General features: G+C 42.8%; 18 protein-coding genes and 1 pseudogene. 11 read left to right on the forward strand and 8 right to left on the reverse strand.

Annotated elements, in window-relative coordinates; genetic code table 11:
- Positions 1 to 344 precede the first annotated feature (344 nt).
- From N646_RS20870 to N646_RS20880, 3 genes are all read right to left on the reverse strand, one after another.
- Positions 345 to 2,093, reverse strand: a complete 1,749-nt coding sequence (locus N646_RS20870; RefSeq protein ID WP_017820951.1) for a formate--tetrahydrofolate ligase — start codon at positions 2,091 to 2,093, stop codon at positions 345 to 347.
- 236 nt (positions 2,094 to 2,329) lie between these two features.
- Positions 2,330 to 3,634 carry an inosine/guanosine kinase gene (locus N646_RS20875; RefSeq protein ID WP_005376376.1) on the reverse strand — a complete coding sequence of 435 codons (1,305 nt, stop codon included), beginning with the start codon at positions 3,632 to 3,634 and terminating at the stop codon, positions 2,330 to 2,332.
- 234 nt (positions 3,635 to 3,868) lie between these two features.
- The gene (locus N646_RS20880) at positions 3,869 to 4,339 is read right to left on the reverse strand and encodes a CreA family protein (protein ID WP_005397614.1); all 471 of its coding nucleotides are present in this window, start codon (positions 4,337 to 4,339) and stop codon (positions 3,869 to 3,871) included.
- A 145-nt stretch (positions 4,340 to 4,484) separates the two neighbouring features.
- On the opposite strand from N646_RS20880, the gene N646_RS20885 reads away from it, so the two are divergent.
- Complete coding sequence (locus tag N646_RS20885; RefSeq protein ID WP_017820950.1) at positions 4,485 to 4,994, forward strand: hypothetical protein; 510 nt, start codon at positions 4,485 to 4,487, stop codon at positions 4,992 to 4,994.
- A 194-nt stretch (positions 4,995 to 5,188) separates the two neighbouring features.
- On the forward strand, positions 5,189 to 5,857 hold the full coding sequence (locus N646_RS20890; RefSeq protein WP_017820949.1) for an HAD-IA family hydrolase: 669 nt from the start codon (positions 5,189 to 5,191) through the stop codon (positions 5,855 to 5,857).
- 430 nt (positions 5,858 to 6,287) lie between these two features.
- Here N646_RS20890 and N646_RS20895 read toward each other — a convergent pair whose 3' ends face one another.
- Positions 6,288 to 7,718, reverse strand: coding sequence for a methyl-accepting chemotaxis protein (locus tag N646_RS20895; protein ID WP_005376380.1), 1,431 nt, complete (start codon positions 7,716 to 7,718; stop codon positions 6,288 to 6,290).
- Between the two features lie 314 nt (positions 7,719 to 8,032).
- Between N646_RS20895 and N646_RS24730 the strand changes: the two genes are divergently transcribed.
- From N646_RS24730 to N646_RS20905, 3 genes and pseudogenes are all read left to right on the forward strand, one after another.
- Positions 8,033 to 8,206, forward strand: a complete 174-nt coding sequence (locus tag N646_RS24730; protein WP_017820948.1) for a hypothetical protein — start codon at positions 8,033 to 8,035, stop codon at positions 8,204 to 8,206.
- A gap of 81 nt (positions 8,207 to 8,287) precedes the next feature.
- Entirely contained in the window at positions 8,288 to 8,890 is a 603-nt protein-coding gene (locus N646_RS20900; RefSeq protein ID WP_017820947.1) for an acyl carrier protein phosphodiesterase, read from the forward strand.
- A gap of 67 nt (positions 8,891 to 8,957) precedes the next feature.
- Positions 8,958 to 10,216, forward strand: a pseudogene (locus N646_RS20905) (DEAD/DEAH box helicase).
- Between the two features lie 27 nt (positions 10,217 to 10,243).
- On the opposite strand, the gene N646_RS20910 reads toward N646_RS20905, so the two are convergent.
- Together N646_RS20910 and N646_RS20915 are read right to left on the reverse strand one after the other, a co-directional pair.
- Positions 10,244 to 11,032, reverse strand: coding sequence for an EAL domain-containing protein (locus N646_RS20910; protein ID WP_017820946.1), 789 nt, complete (start codon positions 11,030 to 11,032; stop codon positions 10,244 to 10,246).
- A 187-nt stretch (positions 11,033 to 11,219) separates the two neighbouring features.
- Complete coding sequence (locus N646_RS20915; RefSeq protein ID WP_005376385.1) at positions 11,220 to 11,852, reverse strand: hypothetical protein; 633 nt, start codon at positions 11,850 to 11,852, stop codon at positions 11,220 to 11,222.
- Between the two features lie 183 nt (positions 11,853 to 12,035).
- Here N646_RS20915 and N646_RS20920 point away from each other — a divergent pair, with 183 nt between their 5' ends.
- From N646_RS20920 to N646_RS20930, 3 genes are all read left to right on the forward strand, one after another.
- The gene (locus N646_RS20920) at positions 12,036 to 12,278 is read left to right on the forward strand and encodes a DUF2164 domain-containing protein (RefSeq protein ID WP_005390155.1); all 243 of its coding nucleotides are present in this window, start codon (positions 12,036 to 12,038) and stop codon (positions 12,276 to 12,278) included.
- 174 nt (positions 12,279 to 12,452) lie between these two features.
- Entirely contained in the window at positions 12,453 to 12,992 is a 540-nt protein-coding gene (locus tag N646_RS20925; protein ID WP_017820945.1) for a cytochrome b, read from the forward strand.
- Positions 12,989 to 13,558, forward strand: coding sequence for a YceI family protein (locus N646_RS20930; protein WP_017634178.1), 570 nt, complete (start codon positions 12,989 to 12,991; stop codon positions 13,556 to 13,558). Before N646_RS20925 ends, N646_RS20930 begins: the two co-directional genes overlap by 4 nt.
- A gap of 137 nt (positions 13,559 to 13,695) precedes the next feature.
- Here the strand turns inward: N646_RS20930 and focA are convergent, their stop codons facing one another.
- Positions 13,696 to 15,147, reverse strand: coding sequence for a formate transporter FocA (focA, locus tag N646_RS20935; protein WP_017820944.1), 1,452 nt, complete (start codon positions 15,145 to 15,147; stop codon positions 13,696 to 13,698).
- Positions 15,148 to 15,448: 301 nt separating this feature from the next.
- Between focA and N646_RS20940 the strand changes: the two genes are divergently transcribed.
- Both N646_RS20940 and N646_RS20945 read left to right on the forward strand, forming a co-directional pair.
- Positions 15,449 to 16,354 carry a LysR substrate-binding domain-containing protein gene (locus tag N646_RS20940; RefSeq protein WP_005376369.1) on the forward strand — a complete coding sequence of 302 codons (906 nt, stop codon included), beginning with the start codon at positions 15,449 to 15,451 and terminating at the stop codon, positions 16,352 to 16,354.
- A gap of 227 nt (positions 16,355 to 16,581) precedes the next feature.
- Complete coding sequence (locus tag N646_RS20945) at positions 16,582 to 17,064, forward strand: DUF1097 domain-containing protein (RefSeq protein ID WP_017634175.1); 483 nt, start codon at positions 16,582 to 16,584, stop codon at positions 17,062 to 17,064.
- 153 nt (positions 17,065 to 17,217) lie between these two features.
- Here N646_RS20945 and N646_RS20950 read toward each other — a convergent pair whose 3' ends face one another.
- The gene (locus N646_RS20950; protein ID WP_017634174.1) at positions 17,218 to 18,852 is read right to left on the reverse strand and encodes an ATP-dependent endonuclease; all 1,635 of its coding nucleotides are present in this window, start codon (positions 18,850 to 18,852) and stop codon (positions 17,218 to 17,220) included.
- 268 nt (positions 18,853 to 19,120) lie between these two features.
- Here N646_RS20950 and N646_RS20955 point away from each other — a divergent pair, with 268 nt between their 5' ends.
- On the forward strand, positions 19,121 to 20,863 hold the full coding sequence (locus N646_RS20955) for a bifunctional metallophosphatase/5'-nucleotidase (RefSeq protein ID WP_017820942.1): 1,743 nt from the start codon (positions 19,121 to 19,123) through the stop codon (positions 20,861 to 20,863).
- The last annotated feature ends 598 nt before the right edge of the window (positions 20,864 to 21,461 follow it).

Consider the following 21,461-nt stretch of genomic DNA (forward strand, 5'->3'; position numbering starts at 1 on the left):
TTAGTGAAGTGCTAAATAGCCCGTGCATCAAATTGGCGCAAAATTGTAGAAAGGAGAAGTCAACAAGTATGGATTTACAATGTAAAGTGGCGACAAAACAAGAAGATAAATAGGGTTTTCTAGCTTAATAACTATGGCTAAACAAGGCTTAGGGTTAGCGTTTTAACTCTAAAGGTCTAAAACAGGCGCGTTGATGTAAGGCAGGAGAGCTTTGTATCAACGATTCAAGAGTAGAAGGCCTGAGACAACTCTTTTCACAGTTGTTGAGAGTGAGTGGATAGGTAAGTAGACCACTCACTCAATGAATATGCTCACTTCACTGATAGCGATACGTTATCACTGCACTAAGAGAGACCGACGATATTTCCTTCATCATCAAGATCTAAGTTCATAAATGCGGGTTTATCAGGTAAGCCTGGCATCGTCATCACGGTACCAGATAATGCATAAACGAACCCTGCGCCCGCACACAAGCGCAGCTCACGGATTGGGACGGTAAAACCAGTTGGTGCGCCTTTGACTGCGGAGTCTGTGGTTATCGATAATGGTGTCTTCGCGATGCAAACCGCTAAGTTGTTAAAACCTAGATTTTCAAAATGGTTGAGCTGTTCAGTCGCGATAGGAGTCATTTCTATATTGGTTGCGCCATAGCCCGCTTCACATACTGCCATGAGCTTTTCGAGTAATGATTGCTCTTTGTTGTATAACGGACAAAACTCTACAGGCGTGGTACACGCATCAATAACATGTTGAGCTAGTTCCGTTGCGCCTTGTCCGCCTTGCGAAAAAGCGGTGCTGATGGCTACTTTAACTTCAGGATTAAATTGGTGAATCAGATCTTCAAGAGCTTTAAGCTCTTTCACACAATCTTGTGGAAACTGGTTAATGGCAACGACAGCAGGTAAACCGTATTTATGAACGTTATTTATGTGCCATTTTAAATTTTCAAACCCAGCCTCCAATGCTGCTTGGTCCGGATTAAAGATGGAATCTGGAATAGCCATACCTGGCCGTAAATCGTAGTGTCCGGAATTCGCTTTGAGGCCGCGTAATGTTGCTACGATCACTACACAGTCAGGAGCTTTGTTGGCGGCAGCAGCTTTAATGTTACACGCTTTCTCGAATCCCATATCCGAACCAAAACCGGCTTCAGTTACCGTGTAACCTGACAGTTTTAGCGCAATATCGTCCGCGATAATGGATGAATTTCCATGGGCGATGTTTGCAAATGGACCTGCATGGATCAACGTAGGAACACCTTCTAGAGTTTGCATCAGTGTTGGTGCAATCGCCTCTTTTAGTGTTACTGCCATTGCTCCTGCAACTTGTAGATCTTCCGTGGTGACCGGATTTCCGTTCAAATCGTACGCTACGACAATTTTCCCGATACGTTGGCGTAAATCTTTTAAATCTTTGGCTAGTGCAATGATAGCCATTAACTCGGAAGCGGCTGAAATATCGAACCCTTCGTCACGCTCGAAACCATTGATGGTTTTTCCTGCATCATTGAGGCCAATTTTGACTTTACGTAGTGCACGATCATTATGGTCCATCACTCGTTTCCAAGTAATACTGGCCGTGTCGATTTTAAGTGCTCTTAACCCGGTGCGTGATTCAAAGGCATCATAACCCTCGCGTTGTTCATGGAACAAGCGAGCGTCAAGAGCGGCTGAAGCAAGGTTGTGCGCCGCTGTCACTGCGTGAATGTCACCAGTAAGGTGTAAGTTTAACTCTTCCATTGGAGCTACTTGAGAATAACCGCCGCCCGCAGCGCCACCTTTAATACCGAAGACGGGTCCCATCGAAGGCTGCCTTATACATGCAATCACAGATTGATTAAGCTTTGCTAAACCTTGCGCCAGGCCTATCGTCGTAACGGTTTTTCCTTCGCCAAGAGGAGTCGGCGTGATCGCAGTGACGAGTACAAGTTTACCGTCATCATTTGCTTTGAGTCGTTCCAAACATTTTGGGTGGACTTTGGCTTTGTGCTTCCCGTGAGTGTCATACTCTTCGGGTGATAGTCCTACTTTTTCCGCGATAACATCAATAGAAGAAAGTGGTGTGTTTCGGCAAATTTCGATATCTGACTGCATGGAGAGTCCCCAAAGTGGCACACAGGTAGCGTTGAAAAACTACCTAAGTTATAACGAGTATTATTGTGAGGCAAAGGTCTGCTTGGTGATGGTACTGTTTCGGTTAGGCTTGTAAAGAGTTTACTGCTTCGTATTGTGCGACATACTAACGAAATCTACTCGTTATAGTGCTAGATAAAAACAAAAAGGCCACCAAATGGTGACCTTGATATATTTTTAGCTTTAAAGCTGTCGTTTTAACGATCCCAATAAGTCTCTTCTAAGCTATCTTCTCGTTCAGGAAGCGCTCGCGATAGGCGAGGAGAGTGCTGCGTCAACACTTCATAGCTTACTCGGTTTGCGTATTTACAGATCTGAGAAAGCGAGGAGTAGGTTAAGCATCGTACTTCGTGCTTTTCTGAGTTAGGCACTTCTTTTTGGTGGAAAGAGTTTGCTGCCATGTCATGCAGTAAGGCTGAAAGGGCTGCATCACCTGCACCATTAGTGTTCTTAATCTCTAATGGTCCACCAAGGTAAGGGCCGATGTGAGAGTAGACCTTCATTGGGTTTTGACAGTCTTCTTTACGCATCGCACGACTAAACTCGTACTGGTTAAAGGCTTCGAGGGAGCTTTCAAGGATGTCGTGTGTGGTTTCTCGTTTTACTTTCTCGTCGGTGTAACCAGCCATGTACAGACCATTTGGTCCTGCCGTACACAGTACGAGATCAACCCACTCAAGTGCTTTATCAGCAGCAGCTAGCGGCTCTGTTTCACCTGTTAACGCCGCACCTTCTTCTTCATTCATAGCGACAACAGAAATGTTTTCGCGAATGTATTCTTGCCACCATTGTGCGTTACCTTCGATAACGTACTTCGTCCCTAACGTAAGTACAACAGGGACATCGTGCTTCTTAGCAAAGTCGATCGCTCTTTGTACCGCTTTAGGCATTGGATCTTCTTCTTTACCACGCATTAGGTAAGAAGAAACAACCAGGGCTGATGCTTTCTCAAAGATCTCTTCAGGAATGCTTTCCGGAAGTAGTTGATTCATATGACCTTCGTTGATAGCAAATGTACGCTCACCGTCTTGAGAAATTAGGGTGTAGCAGCGACCAATAGGGCCATCTACCGTTTGTAAATGGTTAAGGTTCATGCGTGAAGACGTACGGCAAAGGTAGCGATAAGCAAAAGAACCGACTTGAATGTTCTTAGACATCACACCGAGCAAAACGGATTTGCTATCGGCTAAAACTGAGTAGTTGTGAAGAGTATTGCCAATCGTGTCACCTGGGTATTGGTGTGTGATCAGGCCTTGCTCAACCAGTTCTTCGTAAAGTGCATCTGCTTTGCTTTCTTCAAGAACGAGCGAATGTCCTTTACTCAGGTTGTATTTCTCTAAAAACGCGTCATCTACACGTGCTTCGATATCTACAATGGTTTGACCGACACCAACAATAGTTGGGCGATATAGCTTAGGTGCCTGTCGGATTTGGTTTACTAATGGATCTCGAGCGTGAGTTGGGAAGTAGTGTTTAGATTTACGCTGACCAGGAAACTTCATGCTTGTTCTTGAGTGAGAAAAAAAAAGAGGCGGGATTGTATCACAAAAAAATGAAAATCGTGGCGATTTATTACAAAGAAGTCTGCTCGCTGAAAAAATCAGCGAGCTGAGTAAATAGCAACCAAAGCAGCTGCAATTTATGACGCTTGTCGTATTGCAATGGGTTGTTTTTTAAACTTGTTGCTCAGCAGCGCCCGGAAAGAGCCTGCTCCGCGCTAACTAAATTTACCCGCGTTACTTTTTCACTTCAGTTGGCTCAACGTAAGCCTTGGTACCCCAAAGTGGGACTGTCGAAAGGCTATGCTTAAAACTACCATCGGTCTCTTTTGTTGTATAAGACAAGTAGAGTAAGGTTTGGTTATCGGCATCATAAATACGGCGAACCTTCATTGTTTTGAAGAAAATGCTTTTTGACTTCTTAAATACAATTTCACCGGACTTACTCTTATCTATTTTTGCAATCATTTCCGGTGTGATTTCGCCAGTCTGACGACATGATATTGAGCTATCACTTGGATCTGCTAAGCTGAAATCCGCTTCGATAGAGGCGATGTGACATGTGACACCTGTTACCACCTCGTCTTTCAACTCACCGACTTTGATGTCTTTCAAAGTAAACCAACCGAGCCCCACGTCAGCAACATCGTTATCTGAACAACCAACTAGAGTAGTAGCAAGCAATGCACTTAACAGCATCTTTTTCATTATTTTTGTCCTTAACTAGGAAAGATATTGATGAAATCTATCAGAGGTTTGCACCTAAAACAAAATTTAGCCACGGAAAGGTCTATGTGCGCTAGGTTTGTTGCGGGCTTCATGCTAATGTACTGCTCTAAACGAAGGTATCAAGATGAATGAACAACAGTTAGCCAGTATCGAGCGTAAAAATACATGGCTGTATGAACTGGTCGAAGTTGAATTTCCGACACCAGAGAGTTTGAAAGGGCGCGATGTCTATTTCAAAACGCTAGAAAAAGCAACGTATCAAGTAGTCAACAAAGACACACTACTGGAAAGTGACTCTGAATTTAACCCCGACGATATTTTTCTGGTCGATTTTCATCGACTGACCATTATGTTCTCTATCTTGCAATCTCAGCGCTGGGAACAGCAGTATGATAAAGATATGATCATTGAATATCTGACACAGATTATCCTCACGCCAGATTTTGAATTATATGTTGGTTTTAAATCTGGAGTCTCAATTGGTGCTGCTATTGTTAGCCATCTCGAAGGAAATACACTCATCTCTGATGTTGCTGTTTCTGAATCAAAATACAAAAGCTCGTTTGTGGCTGATCTGGCTAAAAGACTAAGCACCGAGCAAAAACTGTTAGACTCAGTGGTTATCGAAAACTAACTTACACATCAATGTGCATAAAAAGTAAAGCAAGATGACGTTGGGTGATCTTGCTTAGAAAAACTGTAATTGCTCCCTTCTATTTCCATGAAATGCCAAGCTCGTCGTTTCAACAATCCCAAACTCAAATAAGATTAATCCAAACATTCTTAAAATCGCTTGGGCTTGAGCCTTTAAGACGTCTGGAGATGGCTATGGCAATTACCAATATTAAGTGCGTGATATTTGACTGTGATGGTACGTTGGTCGACAGCGAAAGACTGTGTTGCCAAGCGCTCGTCAATGTATTTAACCAGCATGGGGCTGAGTTAACGATGGAAGAGTGCGTTTCTCACTTTAAAGGAGGAAAGCTCGCTGACATCCTTTTAGATACTAAAGAATTGAAAGATATCAAAGTCCCAATTGATGTTTTAGAGCCGCAATACCGAGAAGAAGTCCAGTCTCTTTTTGTGCGTCACTTACAGCCGATGGATGGCGCAAAACGATTAATTCAGTTTTTGGATTCGCATAATATCGAATATTGTGTGGCGTCTAATGGACCTAAAGATAAAATTGAATACGCTTTGGAGTTAACCGGTTTACTCGATGCTTTCCGAGGGAAAGTGTTCTCGGCATTCGATGCGAATAGTTGGAAGCCTGAGCCCGATTTAATCATGTACAGTGCTATGAGCATGGGCTTTTTACCAAGTGACTGTCTTTATATTGATGACACGCCTAAAGGAGTTGAGGCGGGACTAAACGCCGGTATCAAAACGATACAGTTATTTAATGGTGAAGCTATCAATCTTGTTGATGACGAGCGTGTAATTCGCATCCATCATTTAGATGAATTAAAAGAGCAGCTGTGTGGCTGCTCTGTTTGACCTACTAATGGCAAACCGGACTCAAGCTGTGGATGTGCTTAAGTTTAGACTGTAGGTAAGGCGTTTGATGTAGACATTGGATAGATGAGAAGTTTTTTGTATGAAATCCGCAAGCAGCGCATGTGAATTTCTCGCCATCCGATGAAATGAGATATTCATCTCCTTGGCAGAGTGGGCAATTCAGGTTCTCTATGTCTTTTGTGTCTTTGTAATTATTCATATTGTTTTCCAGCAGCAAATTGGAATTGGCAAGATCAAGCATAGCGGAACGCTTTGTTTAAGAACATTATTTCATCCGGTACAGCGAGAACTTGAGATTCACTTCAAATATCCACTTGGATGTCGTAGGAAATATCGAAGGTAATAGTTGAACACGGTTTAAAGAAAAGGGCTCCTTAAGGAGCCCTTGTTGATCATGAGTTCCACAACGTTATGCGGTGCGGTAGCGTTGTAATATCTCACCAAGAGAAACGGAGGCTTGCGTGAGATTAGCGACGCCAGCGGTAGATTGCTCCGCCACTTCTCTGATTGTGCTTGATTGACTACGAATTTCTGAAAGTTCCGATGCAATATCGTTAGCCACTGCGCTTTGTTCTTCAGCAGATGTGGAAATCTGAATGCTCATGTCCATTAATGAGCGTGCTGACTCGGCAATAGAGGTAACATCATGGCCGATTTCATCAATAAGCTGGCTGCTGGTTTGAGCTTGCTGAACGGTTCGGTTGGTGATTGAAGCAATGTTCTGACTCTCTATTTGAAGCTTCTCAATCATGGCTTGGATCTCTACTGTTGCCTGTTGAGTTCTGCTTGCTAATGTACGTACTTCATCGGCAACCACTGCAAATCCACGACCTTGTTCACCAGCACGGGCTGCTTCGATTGCTGCGTTTAGTGCCAACAGATTAGTTTGTTCTGAAATGGCGTTAATCGTTGTGATCACGTCATTAATCTGCGTCGTATTCTCGTTTAAATTGGTTACTGACGTAGAGGCTTGTTCAATATAGCTAGATAACGTCTCTATCTCGCCAATCACGTTTTGTACACGGCTTCTGCTTAGTTCGATCTTCTGGGCATCTTGGTCTGACTGCGTCGTTGCTTGTTGAGAAATACTTGATACCTCCTTTGCAGAGGCTGTCATTTCTTCCATTGCCGTCGCGACTGAATCAAGCGTTTGATATTGATGAGATATCTGGGTTTCACTCAACTGCATATCTTTTTCGAATGCAGAAGATGTCTCGCTCAACATCGTTGCATTATTTTTAACACTATTAACCAGTTCACTTAAGGTATCCATAGACTTGTCTAGCGCACAGCCGATGGTACCGAATTCATCTCGACCTGGATGGAAACCAAGACGAGAGGTTAAGTCACCGTCACCAATTTTTTCGGTTGTTGTATATAAAACCCACAGAGCTCCTCCGATAAACGTTGCCACCCAGTAAGAGAATAGGGCAAAAGGAATAACCCATAAGAAGCTGAGTAATAGTGACGATAGAGCTGATGATTTTAACGATTCGTATTGTGTGGACACATTTTGAGTCAGCTTAATCACTTCCCCAGAATGCAACTTGGCATAAGCGGTGACAGACCCATCGACAAAAGAACTCTCGCTTACGCGGTTCGATTTCGATACGCCGTCAATTTCTGTAGCGCGGTTTGATTGAGCATCAACGATACCAGAAAGCTTCGCTTCGCTCGCCGAGATGGCTTGCTGCTCAAATTGTTGTATTTCATTGAAGTAGCGGCTTCCAGCCACTGAAGTGAGGGCTACTAAAAATAGTAGGAATATAACCCACATTTTGTCGTTGATAGACATCTTGATAAACAGCCTGTCTATCGTTCTAAACTCAACTTCTCTCATTTAAAGCTCCATTAGAGATAAAAGATATTGACCAAATCTATTGCTATATCGAAACAAAATATGCGAAGTTAATCAGCAAAATATGTAACGAATACTAAATTTAGTTTAAGAAATGAGATCTAACGACGCCTATAACAGTATGTTATATCTTTAAATTGACATGAATGTTGATAAAAGAGTCATTTCTCTAAAGTGTTAAGTGGATATGAAACCTAATTGCAATCGTTTACTTTTGATTATGCTCATAGGTTTTTAAATCTTTACTTCTCGCTGTCATGAATGTGTCATATAAAGACTATAAAAAGGAGTTGCTGATGTGGATATGGCAAGAGCCAGGCCGTCAGCAAGTAAAAGCAAGAGAGCTTAAAATAAAGGAGGTCACAATGAGCGACCAATACCAAAACGATGAGAGCCTAGAGCTGCTAGATGCGCTTGAAATTGGCATTATCTTGTCGGAATACGTTGGCTCAGACAACGAAGCCGAATAGCGGAACACTCTCATCTCGTCGTAATTGACGTTATACTAGGTTCATGTCACACCAAGCCCTAGAGGCCAAAACTGGCGTCGAATGAACTTTCTAGCCCACCTGCATATCGCAGATCACAGTAACAGCCATTTATTGGGAAACTTGCTTGGAGACTTCGTAAAAGGAGATCCAAGCAAGCTGTATGATCGCGATATCTCAAATGGCATCAGATTACATAGATTTGTTGACCGTATTACTGACCATCATCCAATCGTCAACGAATGTAAGCCTCATTTCACTGGTGTTGCGCGACGTTTTGCACCTATCGCTTTGGATATGTTTTGGGATCATTGCCTCGCAAAACACTGGAACGACTTTCATTCCGTGCCTCTCGAACACTTTGTACAAACGGCATACGAGAGAGTAAACCGAGAGGTTCATGAACATTTGCCGCCACGTTTTTTGGTGCTCCACAGTAGGATGTGGCATGGCCGATGGCTTCAATCCTATCAAGATCTAGACAATATAGAATTTGCACTACATCGGATGTCGCAAAGAAGCCCTAGAATGGCAGACTTAATTACAACATTTAAAGTGATTGAAAGTGATTACACCGAATTAGAAGAGAAGTTCTCGTCACTTTATCGAGATGTTTTGCGCCAGTCGTATGATTTTCAGCAACAGCTTAATGACTCAACTCAATGAGATAGAAAAGTAGTATGGCTTTAGGGGCTCTGGTAAACTCTGCGCTCCAAAAATAATGAGGTTACACATGTCTGTTAATTTTGCTGATTTAGGCATCGAACAAAAGCTAATCGAGACGCTAGGCAATCTAAATATCGTGACGCCAACACCAGTGCAAGAAAAGTCAATTCCACACGTCCTTGCAGGAAAAAACTTACTTGCTGCTGCACAAACTGGTACGGGAAAAACGGCTGCGTTTGGTTTACCTATCATACAAACCGTTCAGCAAAAGAAACTTAACGGCACACCTCAAGCATTGATTTTGGTTCCAACACGCGAGCTTGCACAGCAGGTATTTGATAATTTGAATCAGTACTCGGCAGAAACAGAACTTCGCATCGTGTGTGTTTATGGTGGTACAAGCATTGGCGTACAAAAGAGAAAGTTAGAAGAGGGCGCTGATATTTTGATTGCCACGCCAGGCCGCCTTTTGGATCACCTGTTTAATGGTAACGTAAACATCTCTAAAACCGGTATGCTCGTGTTAGACGAAGCCGACCGTATGTTAGATATGGGATTTTGGCCTGACTTGCAGCGCATCTTCCGACGTTTGCCTGCTGAGAAACAGATCCTATTGTTCTCTGCGACATTTGAGAAGCGAATCAAAACTATTGCGTATAAACTCATGGAATCGCCAGTTGAAGTCGAAGTTTCACCAGCAAATACGACTGCTGAAACGGTAACACAAATGGTTTATCCAGTGGATAAAAACGGAAACGTGAATTGCTAGCGTACTTAATTGGCTCGCGGAATTGGCAGCAAGTGCTTGTATTTACAAAAACGAAGCAAGGCAGTGATGAGTTAGCGAAAGAGCTCAAGTTAGATGGCATCAAAGCGGTTTCTATCAACGGCGATAAATCACAAGGTGCCCGCCAAAGAGCTTTGGATGAATTTAAACAAGGTAAGGTACGTGCTTTGATTGCAACCGATGTGGCAGCACGAGGGTTAGACATTCAAGAGCTAGAACAAGTCGTGAACTTTGATATGCCATTCAAAGCAGAAGATTATGTCCATCGAATTGGCCGCACTGGAAGAGCAGGAAATTCAGGTTTGGCGGTTTCTCTGATGAGTCGAGATGAGGAGTACTTGTTGCAAGCTATCGAGAATCTGCTTGATCAACGCTTACCCCAAGAATGGCTGGCAGGTTTCGAACCAAGTCTTGTAGAAGAAATTGAGCCTGAACAAAATGGGGGTGGGCGTCGTCGTAGTCGTTCATCTGAGAAGCGTAAGCTAAAAGCAAAATTGGCGATTCATAAGAATCGTGGTAAATCACGTAGCTCTCGCTAAACCGCGCAAACTTTTGTTCTTACATAGTCAGGCTGTTTTTGCCTCTTCATAGACGTCTAACGTTTGGGGGATAGCAAGTAGGTACCCTTGATACATATCGAAACCGAGCTTTTTCATTAAGCGAAGTTGATGCTCGGTTTCAATTCCTTCGATAACGGTTTTAGAGCATAACGCTTTTGCGAGTGATAATGCATCGTTAAGCGCTTTAAAATCACCGTTTTCATACCTTAGCAATAAAGAGCGATCCATCTTGATTATATCTGGGCAAACGCTTCTCACTCGCTCAGTTGTCGATGCATTGACGCCATAATCGTCGATCGCCAATTTAAACCCGCCTTGGCTTAATTCACGAGCTGCTTGCGACAAAGAGAGTTCATCCTCCACCTTCAATTCAAGTAACTCCATGACGATTTGTTCATTCATCAAATGCGATTCATAAATGGTTTGTTTTAGCAGTCGGTTATACGTGATGTCTTTGACTAGTATCTCTGCCGCTACCGGTAATACATTGAGAAACAATTGTTTTGTGTGAAAGCGAGACTGAGAGAAATTTTTGATATGGATTAGGCGACTTAAGCGTTCAACATTGAGCAAATCTTGAGTGGGAGTCGCTTTGGATTGGAAAAACTGATCTGGCCTAACCATGGTGCCATTGGCATTGCTAATTCTTACCAGTGCTTCAAGGCCAACGATAGAAATATCGTTCTTATATATGGGTTGAAAGACACTGCGGAGAGTGAAGTTCGCGTATTTCGCAATATACTGCCCGTCGGCTTGTTTCCGGATGCAACTAAGTAGTTGCGAGATGCTCATCATTGTTACCACAACCTAAATCAATGTCTCAACATCAGCGTTATCGCGCTAATTTTTCTATTTCATTGGCAATGAATCTAAGTGTGCTCATTAACTCAAGCAAGAACGATGGTAATGGATGGGTAGTTTTGTCGAGTGATATCAAACAAATTGATGAAATAATTGATAATCTCAGCACTTCAATTTGATGCTACCATTGCAGTACGGCATACAACTGCAAATATTTTCTGACTAACTGCTGTTTGTTCGAACGCCGTAAAGGATGCCCAAACTTAATGTAACAAGGGCTAATACCGAATCGAGTGTCCAAAGATTGCGTGAGTTGCGACTCGCTGGTGTACAGTGTGATTCCTTGTTCTGTGTATTCGTTGATCTGATCGGGTAGTTCACCCATCCACCAATGAAGTAATTCTCGGCTCGTTTTGCTGCGACTTATCCAATGATCGCAAACCAAAAAGAGTAGGTCATTAGGCTGTAAGGCATAGCCATATTCACTCTGCCATTCCGTAATTGATGAGAGTAAGTTTTCCCGGCAAGATTTTCCGGCACTGACCATATGGTGACTCAGAACCCAGACAGTGCCAATGTCGGATGAAATTCGATAGTGATGGGGAAGGTCTGGAGAATCCAACACTTCGATTGGCTTTATCACGCAGTTGTATCCAAAGTGACGAAAAGTATGTTCCATCCTTCTTGAAAACGCGAGACCAAGATGATGCTCACTCATGCCTTGGTTATGCACCGCAGGGTAATGCTTTTCACACAGCTTAAGACAGTCGTCTTGAAAATCATTAACACTTTGAATAACTAGGTCGAGTAGCAAAGAATATCCCTTAATAATTACAAAACGAACTGCAAAAGGTTAGCATAGTCTTTTGAGAATAGACTAATTTACTTCGGCAACTTCTTGATCTAAACACCAAATTTCTCACAAATGACCGTGTCTAATCTTTAATAGAACAACACGAAAGAAGCAGAAGTTGAACAAAAATTTGAAAGGGAAAAAATGATAAAGCTAGAACGCGCACAAAAAGAGGCGTTGGCCACCGCCATTCAAGATTACATGCAAGACGAGCTAGATGTTGAAATTGGCCAGTTCGATAGTGAGTTTCTAATTGATTTTATTACAGAAAAACTAGGACCAATTTATTATAACAAGGGTGTTGAAGATGCTAAGTTACTGGTTGAACGCAGAATGTTAGAAGTTTCCGAAGAGCTGTATGAGATAGAACAAGAAGTTAAGCTGTAAGTTTCAGTTTTACAAACGATTTAAAGTTCCTTCAAAAAATTCGAACAACTTGATAGATACGGTACCATTGGCTGGATGTAAATGATGGTAAATAATCTGTTTCATATGACGTAAATAGGTTAATGTAGTGTTTCTTGCTCAGCATTAACTTAGGAATATATCTAGGAACTTGAGATGGATACACTGGTAAAGAATTACAACCTTACTGCACGCGTGATGCATTGGTTATCAGCGCTGTGCATTATTGGTCTATTTGCAGTGGGTTTGTGGATGGTCGACCTTAGCTATTACAGCGAATGGTATCGAACTGCGCCGCATTACCATCGCTCTGTCGGTATTTTACTCGCTATTTTAACTTTGACACGCATCGTATGGAAACATGTGACGGCGTCACCAAAGGTAGAAGGCAAACGTTACGAAGTGCTTGCTGCTAAAGCAGCGCATGGTGTCATGTACCTACTATTGGTCACCATCTTTGTTTCAGGTTACCTCATTTCAACGTCTGATGGACGCGGCATCGAAGTGTTTAATTGGTTCACCGTGCCAGGAGCGGGAGAGTTATTCCCAGGCCAATCAGATATTGCAGGTGAGATTCACTTCTATGCAGCTTGGGCAGTCATCCTGATTGCAGGTTTACATGCTATTGCTGCACTAAAACACCACTTTATCGATAAAGACAACACATTAAGAAAAATGTTAGGAGCTTCAAAATGAAAAAGTCACTTTTCGCTACAGGATTAGCTATCGCTATGGCACTGCCATTTGGTGCGCAAGCTGCAGATTATGTCATCGATACCAAAGGTGCTCACGCTTCAATCAACTTTAAAGTTAGCCACTTGGGTTACAGTTTCATCAAAGGTCGTTTCAATACATTTTCTGGTGACTTTTCTTTTGATGAAAACAACATTGCTGACTCAAAAGTAAATGTTGTTGTTGATACAACCAGCCTAGATTCAAACCATGCTGAACGTGACAAACACATTCGTAGTGGTGACTTCATCGATGCTGGTAAATACAGTGAAGCAACCTTTACGAGCACAAAAGTGGTTGATAAAGGCAATGGCAAACTAGATGTAACTGGTGATCTAACGCTACACGGTGTTACTAAGCCTATTACTATTGAGGCTGAATTCGTTGGTGCTGGCAGTGACCCATGGGGCGGCGAGCGCGCTGGCTTTGTTGGCAACACTCGCCTAGAGCTTGCTGACTTTGACATCCCAGTAATGGGTGCTTCAAGCTACGTCGATATGGAACTTCATATCGAAGGTATTAAGAAGTAATTAGTTCCTTTTAGATACACTAAAAGCGCTCTTCACTTGAAGAGCGCTTTTTTATTATCTTAATCACATCACTAACATCGATAAACCCGTCAGTGATAGCGATTGAAAGCCAATAGACGTTGTAAATGTTTAGCGAATTACGCTGTTTCTAACTCGCTTTTTTCCACTAGGTTTAAACGCTCACCAAAAATCGGGCGTAGTGCTTTTAATACTTCAGTACGAGTAACCACCCCGACCATCTGCCCATTTTCAAGCACAGGAAGCACTTGTGGCTTACTTACTTTGATACTTTTAGCGCGTTCTTCGAGAGACAAAGACGTCAAGCGAGTGGCAATACCCATACTGCTCGCTGGGTACAACTGCTCTTTATCGATACATAGGAATTCCACAACATCAACGAGGCGATCACCAGCGTCAATTGCGACCACATCTCGGCTCATGATGTCGACGACTTTTTGGTCTTTCACCGGAATGTAGTCCTCACACCATAGTTCTACCATCACATCGTGAGCAGAGAAGAAGCCAACTAATCGATTTTGTACGTCTACAACAGGTGCGCTAGTTACGTTGTTATCAAGTAACACATCCAGCGCGGCTGCAATTGGCGTTTCTGCACGAATGGTGATTGGTTTTGGGTTCATAATGTCTTTAACAAAAGAGGCATTTTTCATGGTGAAATCCTTAACTGACGACAGTGTTGTAGTTGTAGTGATAGAAGAAATATTCGCTGCTTTTAGTTCTGGTCGGCGAAAAATACACCAGTTTGAAAGGCCAACTAATACCGCTCCGCCGACGATGTTGCCAAGCGTGACAGGAATTAAGTTAGCGGTAATAAAGTGGCTAATGTTTAGGTCTGTGTATTGTGACGCGGGCACACCGACAGATGCCCAAAAAGATTCAGGTGCAAAATTCGCGATAACAATACCAAGTGGAACCATAAACATGTTCGCAACACAGTGCTCAAAACCGCTGCTGACAAACATTGCCACAGGCAAAATTGTCATTGCTGCTTTTGTCATTGCATTTGCAGAACTAAATGTCAGCCAAATCGCTAGGCAGACCAACAGGTTACAGAGAATACCGAGTGCAAACGCTTGAATGAGAGTGTGGTGAAGTTTGTGTTGTGCGATGTTAAGCGCATTTAATCCCCATTGACCGCCATCCATCTGATAAAGACCAGCAGCAGTAACCAGCGCAAGTAGGAACATCGCACCAATAAAGTTACCAACGTAAACTTTGCCCCAGATCGAAAGCATCTTACCGAACGAGATTTGCTTATTGGCCCAAGAAATACTGGATAGGACGGAGCTGGTAAATAATTCACCACCGCAGATCACTATGAGGATCAATCCCATGCTAAATGCGAGTCCACCAGCTAGGCGACTCAAGCCCCAACCAGCGCCCGCACTGCCGGTGGTCACCGTGATGTAAAACAAGAATGCTAACCCGATGAACGCGCCGGCCATAATGGCGAGGCTTAATGTCATACTGCTGGTTTTGTTTGCCTTACTTAACGCAAATTTTTCCGCTTCAACCATCATCTCTTTTGGAGAAAAATACTGGTGATTTTGAGAACTGGTCACCGCCATATTGACTCCTTAATTTGTAATCGCATAAAAAATCCTTGGTTATTAACTCAAAAATGAAATTGTTGTTTTTATTAAGAGCCTCAATGACTTCGGTTTCAAAACCATTGAGGCTTGCGGTGTTCCCGAACCGCGTACTCAGAATAGGGAGAACGGTTAGTAAGGTAAAATTGATAATATTTAGAAACCTCATCAAATTAATTGATAACTTTACGAGGCCAGGTAAAATGAACTCTATTGCTTATTGGGGCATGCTTTAACAATTGTGGGGATTGGGAAATACCCACTAATAATGGAGGACACTTTGCGCTACTCACTTAAGCAATTAGCGGTTTTCGACGCAGTTGCAGATACCGGCAGTGTAAGCCAAGCCGCAGAAAAATTGGCTTTGACACAATCAGCAACGAGTATGTCGCTTGCGCAATTAGAGAAGATGCTTGGCAGGCCGTTGTTTGAGAGGCAAGGCAAGCAAATGGCGTTAACCCATTGGGGGATGTGGTTACGACCAAAAGCAAAACGCTTGCTACAAGACGCATTGCAGATTGAAATGGGCTTCTATGAGCAACATTTATTGAGTGGTGAGATTCGTATGGGAGCGAGTCAAACCCCAGCAGAGCACTTAGTTCCCGACCTTATCAGTATCATTGATAATGACTTTCCAGAAATGCGTATTTCTCTCGGTGTACAAAGTACGAAAGGAGTGATTGATGGGGTATTAGATTACAAGTATGACTTAGGGATTATTGAAGGGCGCTGTGATGATAACCGTTTACACCAAGAAGTATGGTGTCGTGATCATCTTACTGTTGTCGCAGCTTCTCATCATCCTTTTGCGCGTAATCAGTCTGTTAGCCTTGCGCAGTTAGAGCAAGCGAAGTGGGTACTAAGAGAACATGGCTCTGGCACACGAAAAACATTTGATAGTTCTATTCACCACCTTATTGAAGATTTGGATGTGTGGCGCGAGTACGAACACGTTCCGGTGTTACGTAGTTTAGTTGCTAATGGCCAGTACCTTACTTGCTTACCGTATTTAGATGTAGAGCGATATATAGAAGCAGGTCACCTTGTGGCATTAAATGTACCTGAGTTAAAAATGGAAAGGACGCTTTCATTTATATGGCGTTCAGATATGGCAGAAAACCCATTAGTCGACTGCATTAAAAGAGAGGGACTGCGAATGATGAAAGGGAAGCCTTCAGTTCTTTAAAGGTTGATTAAATATGCCTACGAGATGAGTTGGTTTATTCCCTGAATCTGTTGATTTATCGGTTGCGTCAAACTTTTAATGTAAATTGTGAAAACAATAATATCTTATTGTGATCAATATCACCGATAAGCTGAGCTGATGTATCTAACATGTGTCCTTGATTTCAATGTATGAAGGCAGTTATTGAACCATATAGGTACGATAATAGCCGAGTAGGTATGACTACCATGACGACACTTTTAGCTATTTCTATCACTACTGGAATTTTATCTGGCGTATGGGGTTGGATCGCCATCTCTTTAGGTTTGCTTTCTTGGGCTGGTTTTTTAGGTTGCACGAGCTACTTTGCAGCGCCAACGAGCGGATTGAAAGGACTAGGCATCAGCTTAATCACCAATATGACAGGCGTATTCTGGGCAATGGTAATTATTCACGGTTCCACTTACGTGGGGTTGGAAATTATTGGCTATGTGATTACCGCTATTGTGGCATTCTTCATGTGTATTCAAGCTAAACAGGCTTGGCTCGCGTACATCCCTGGTACTTTTATTGGTTCATGCGCAACATTTGCGGCTGACGGAAACTGGCAACTTGTCATTCCATCGTTGTTGCTAGGTGGTGTGTTTGGCTATCTAATGAAAGCGACAGGGCTATGGTTGCATACGAAATCAACCGCTACTTCTTCTTCGCTTGCTGAACAAGCACAGTAGTGAACCCCCGATCTTATTGGTATCCACTGTGTATTGAGTTTTATCCCTCTCAATACCCTTAATCAAAATTAATGATGTTTGATACAAGCACACCAAATTGGTGTGCTTTTTTTGTATTACAAGACAATACGCTGAGTGTAAAATACGCCTAACTCATGTATTGCCGTTGGCCATGGTAACAACGCGTTTAAGTGTCCAGCGCAGAAGAACAGGAATACACTCCATGCCTTTCTCTTCACAATGAGAAACAATAGCCAAAGCTAAGTCCGGTTTTGCATGTTTTTTCAAAACACGATTTACGACTTTTTTAGCAGGGATAGGGTGGTCATGAGGAACTTTGATGATGTCCTTAAAGAAAAGTTCAAACCCATTGTTGTACAGAAAGTGCTCGATGTCTCGGTCGGGTAATTCCGTAAGTCGATGCCTTTCCTGATCATGGTCGAGCTGTGCTCGTACTGCATGCGCGTACTTTTTCCCTGCTGGGTCGCCATCGGTAACGACATGCCAATCAATACCAAACTCTTTTGCTACTTTGATGAGTGATTTTAGACCTGATTGAGCAAACTCAACGATTTGAACCCCTTCGGCAGCCAAGTCATACCCGCATTGACGAGCCAGTTCATGAAAAAGCCAAACTTCGGTTTCGCCCTCAACAAGTAACCAGCACCGCGCAAATAATGCGCCTGAACGATGAAAACGAATATGGAAACCAATTCGGCGCAACTCATCTCGACCAAACTTTGTTGAGTTTAAACTCTTAGCGATGGTTCTGTCTGATAGCCGAATTAAACGTCGAATTGAATACAGTGGAACAGAACCGAGTAACGTGCCACTGTTGGTGGTTAATATCTTTTGCATTGGCAACAATTGCAATAAGGACCACGCTCTCGCTAGATGAGTTGGATGCAGTCGACCTTCTGGATCTTCAATGATCAGTATTGGTCTCGCACAGCGCCTTAAATCGGTGGGACCCTTAGCTTGAAGATAGGCATTGAGTAACCCCATTAAAAGCAAGCGGCTTTGTTTGTCATTGGTTTCTTTCAAGAACTGACTCAAGCCTTTATCAGAGGAAGGGCTTGTATAGAAAAGACCATCACGAGGTTTGCGTGGGTTGCCTTTACTGACACTTCTGAACGCGAAATAGTGTTCAACAAGCGTTTGCATTGAGTCGAGGCTACTACGAATCTCACCTTTATTCACATGGCCAGGCATAGCCAATAAGCGTCGACAGGTGTTGTTGATTCGTTTTTCAATCCGAGCATTTTTACCATCGCCGTTGACATGGTTTAAATCTGGGAAGCGTCGGGAGTCACGTAGTCGGATTACAGGATGAAGTGTCATTAACTCAATAGCGAGTTTCTCTGAGTGGTGAAGTTTTTTGGGTTTGCCGTTATGATCCAAAAACGCGTACTTTGTATTAATGCCGTGCTCATCGCGAGACGCACTAATACGATAGTAAATGACTTGCTCACCATCTTCGTTGGTGCACCATGTAGGCTTTATGCGTCTGTAGCGTCCCGCTTTTACTTCGTTTTTATCCTGTGCTTTAAAACAAACAATGATCTGTAAGTGTTGTGTTTGTGGATGAGAAATTGAGTAGTCAACGTGAAAATCTTTCAGTTTGAATTGATACAATGAGCCATTGGCAGGTAGTGCGATGGAAAGGGCATCGAGCAATGATGATTTGCCCCACGTGTTTTCACCGATGAGCGTGGTGAGTTCGTCAAAAGAGAGTGAAAGGCGTTTGATGCCTCTAAACCCGGAGATTTCGATGCGTTCTAGTCTCATCTCAATCCTCCTTGCAATTATTTGAATTATCGAGAGTTATTTTGCTACTCCTAAGCATATATGAATTCGGAATTTTTGAGTTAAGCTCAGTTCACAAAATTACGAGAGCCTCTTACTGAATAGAGACCGTTACAAGCGAGGCTTGCTTTCAAAGCCGGGGGACAGCATCGTGATCACTTAAACATGAAATCCTAAATCGCAGTTTCATAAAATTCATGATTCTGTCATGATTCACTTCTTATTATTATAAGGAATGAAAAAAGAGAAGATGAAGATGAATAACAATCATAAGCCAGTGAGAATCAAACTGGCACACATCAATGACACACATTCCTACTTTGAACCAACGTCATTACAGTTAAAGCTTAAGATAAACAATGAACTCACGCTAGAACCCTATGTCAGTGCTGGCGGCTTTTCTCGTATCGCAACCAGAGTCGAGCAGTTAAGAGATGATGCTCAGCGCCAAGGTCATGGGATGTTGTTCCTCCATGCCGGAGATTGCTTCCAAGGTACGCTGTATTTCTCACTATTTAAAGGCAAAGCCAATGCCGACTTATTGAACGCATTAAAGATTGATGCAATGGCGTTAGGTAACCATGAATTAGATATGGGGAATGAGCCAGTTGCATTGTTTTGCCAACGTACTCAGTTCCCATTGCTTGCTGGCAACTGGGATTTATCCAATGAATCACTTAAAAAACCTCACCTTATCAGTGATTGTAAGGATGTATATAGTTACCAACCGGATACACAGAGCGCTCAATACATTGTTAAAGAATTCCATGGTGAGCGGGTCGCGATTTTCGGATTATCCATAGATAAAATGAGCGACATCGCAAACCCTGATGCAGACACGCCTTTTCACTCAGCAATTGAAACCGCCAAGGCGACCGTAAAACAAATCCATTCATCAGGTATAAAAAATATTATTCTTCTGAGCCACTTAGGTTATGAAGGTGATTTAGAGTTAGCTGAGCAAGTCGCAGGTATTGGTATAATTGTTGGTGGACACAGCCACCGGTTGCAAGGTGATTTTTCATCAATAGGGTTAGGACAAGACGATCCCTACGGTATCAAAATTAATGATACCTATGTGGTGCAAGCGGGTTTCCATGCTTTGACAATGGGGCACTGCGTCATTGAGTTTGATGAACACGGTAAAGCAACGATGTTGAGTGGACAAAATGAACTGTTGCTTGGTCGACGTATTTTTTGGGACTCGACGCTAAACCAACAGCTCGACCAAGGTGTATTCGAAACCGCGTGCGACTTCATCCATGGTCAACCGAATGTCGTGGTTTGTAAGAAACACCCGGAAACTCAAGCGATCCTGAGCGATAAATATATTCCTCAGGTCAGGCAGTTACAGTCACAAGTCATTGCTAGTGTTGACACCAAAAAGCGTCATGTGAGAATTCCCGATGAATTTGGTGAGAGTGAGTTGGCTTCCTCCGTTGCCCGATCATTTCTGCACTGTTTAAACAAACGTGGATATGACGTTCAATTTGCAATTCATAATGCGGGTGGCGTGCGAACCTCTTTGAACCCTGGCAACATCACAGTGGCAGACATTGCCGGACGGCTGTTGCCTTTTGCCGTTCCTATCGGCTTTTACGATGTAAAAGGCAACGCTATTCGCCGTGCACTTGAAGGCGCGATAAATAATGCACTCAACAATGGCGTAGAAGGCACTGGATCTGGCAGTTATCCGTACACTTACAATTTAAACTTCGAGTACCACGCAGATGCCCCAAAAGGTGAAAGAGTTCAATCATTAGTGATTTTTGATGGTAAACAATGGGTAGGTGTTCAAGATGATGTTTGGTATCGAGGGACTTCTTCTGCCTATACGATGAAAGGGAAAGAGGGGTACGACGCATTGCAGGAGATGAAAGGAGAAGGGCGTGTGACCAGTTTGTCCATGGCTGATTGTTTTATTGAACTCCTGACCGATGAGCCAAACTGTTTGAATCAAAGTCACAAACTTTACACAAAGCGACGTCGATAATAGATATTGGTATTGATTTTGCTGCTCTCCACTTACTACATGGGTTGATGAGGATGGCAGTATGTGGAATAAAGATTGGGCAGATACGGCAGTCGTGGTTGCCTGGATCGCAATTTGGTCAACACTGGTCTACTTTGTGCCTCTAAGCGGCTTTTGAATTGCTAAGAATGTGGATGCTACAAAAGGGAGCAGTAATGCTCCTTTTTTGTATCTATCTTCCCCGTTAGGCCTCTAACCAATGAAGAGTTTGTCTTGATCCATTTGCTGCTTTTTGTCTGTTTACTAAAGTTCAGGTGGTTGAATCCATTTCTTTCTTTTTATAGTGCTTCCTGATTTTTGATAAGAATTTTATTTCGATAAGACAAGGCTTTTTTGTTGGAAAGCCTGACGCTCGGCGTTATTATGTCGGCGTTTGGGGAGTAGTTAGCGCAAGTTTACTTATCGTCATCTCGTTAAGCATCAGCTTATCCGGTAAGTAAAGGTGTTACGTGGTTTATTCACATCAACACTTCAACGAGACCAACGCATTCATTGACTAGCAGCACATAATCGTTATGTGGCTGTTGGTTGTTATTGTATGCGGAAGGTCACCAAACGA

Origin of the sequence: Vibrio alginolyticus NBRC 15630 = ATCC 17749 (assembly GCF_000354175.2) — a bacterium.
Classification (GTDB): Bacteria; Pseudomonadota; Gammaproteobacteria; order Enterobacterales; family Vibrionaceae; genus Vibrio; species Vibrio alginolyticus.

Coding starts and splice junctions, on each gene's coding strand:
- N646_RS20870 (WP_017820951.1), bottom strand. CDS start 2,093: ATGCAGTCAGATATCGAAATTTGCCGAAACACACCACTTTCTTCTATT.
- N646_RS20875 (WP_005376376.1), bottom strand. CDS start 3,634: ATGAAGTTTCCTGGTCAGCGTAAATCTAAACACTACTTCCCAACTCAC.
- N646_RS20880 (WP_005397614.1), bottom strand. CDS start 4,339: ATGAAAAAGATGCTGTTAAGTGCATTGCTTGCTACTACTCTAGTTGGT.
- N646_RS20885 (WP_017820950.1), top strand. CDS start 4,485: ATGAATGAACAACAGTTAGCCAGTATCGAGCGTAAAAATACATGGCTG.
- N646_RS20890 (WP_017820949.1), top strand. CDS start 5,189: ATGGCAATTACCAATATTAAGTGCGTGATATTTGACTGTGATGGTACG.
- N646_RS20895 (WP_005376380.1), bottom strand. CDS start 7,718: ATGAGAGAAGTTGAGTTTAGAACGATAGACAGGCTGTTTATCAAGATG.
- N646_RS24730 (WP_017820948.1), top strand. CDS start 8,033: ATGTGGATATGGCAAGAGCCAGGCCGTCAGCAAGTAAAAGCAAGAGAG.
- N646_RS20900 (WP_017820947.1), top strand. CDS start 8,288: ATGAACTTTCTAGCCCACCTGCATATCGCAGATCACAGTAACAGCCAT.
- N646_RS20910 (WP_017820946.1), bottom strand. CDS start 11,032: ATGATGAGCATCTCGCAACTACTTAGTTGCATCCGGAAACAAGCCGAC.
- N646_RS20920 (WP_005390155.1), top strand. CDS start 12,036: ATGATAAAGCTAGAACGCGCACAAAAAGAGGCGTTGGCCACCGCCATT.
- N646_RS20925 (WP_017820945.1), top strand. CDS start 12,453: ATGGATACACTGGTAAAGAATTACAACCTTACTGCACGCGTGATGCAT.
- N646_RS20930 (WP_017634178.1), top strand. CDS start 12,989: ATGAAAAAGTCACTTTTCGCTACAGGATTAGCTATCGCTATGGCACTG.
- focA (WP_017820944.1), bottom strand. CDS start 15,147: ATGGCGGTGACCAGTTCTCAAAATCACCAGTATTTTTCTCCAAAAGAG.
- N646_RS20945 (WP_017634175.1), top strand. CDS start 16,582: ATGACGACACTTTTAGCTATTTCTATCACTACTGGAATTTTATCTGGC.
- N646_RS20950 (WP_017634174.1), bottom strand. CDS start 18,852: ATGAGACTAGAACGCATCGAAATCTCCGGGTTTAGAGGCATCAAACGC.
- N646_RS20955 (WP_017820942.1), top strand. CDS start 19,121: ATGAAGATGAATAACAATCATAAGCCAGTGAGAATCAAACTGGCACAC.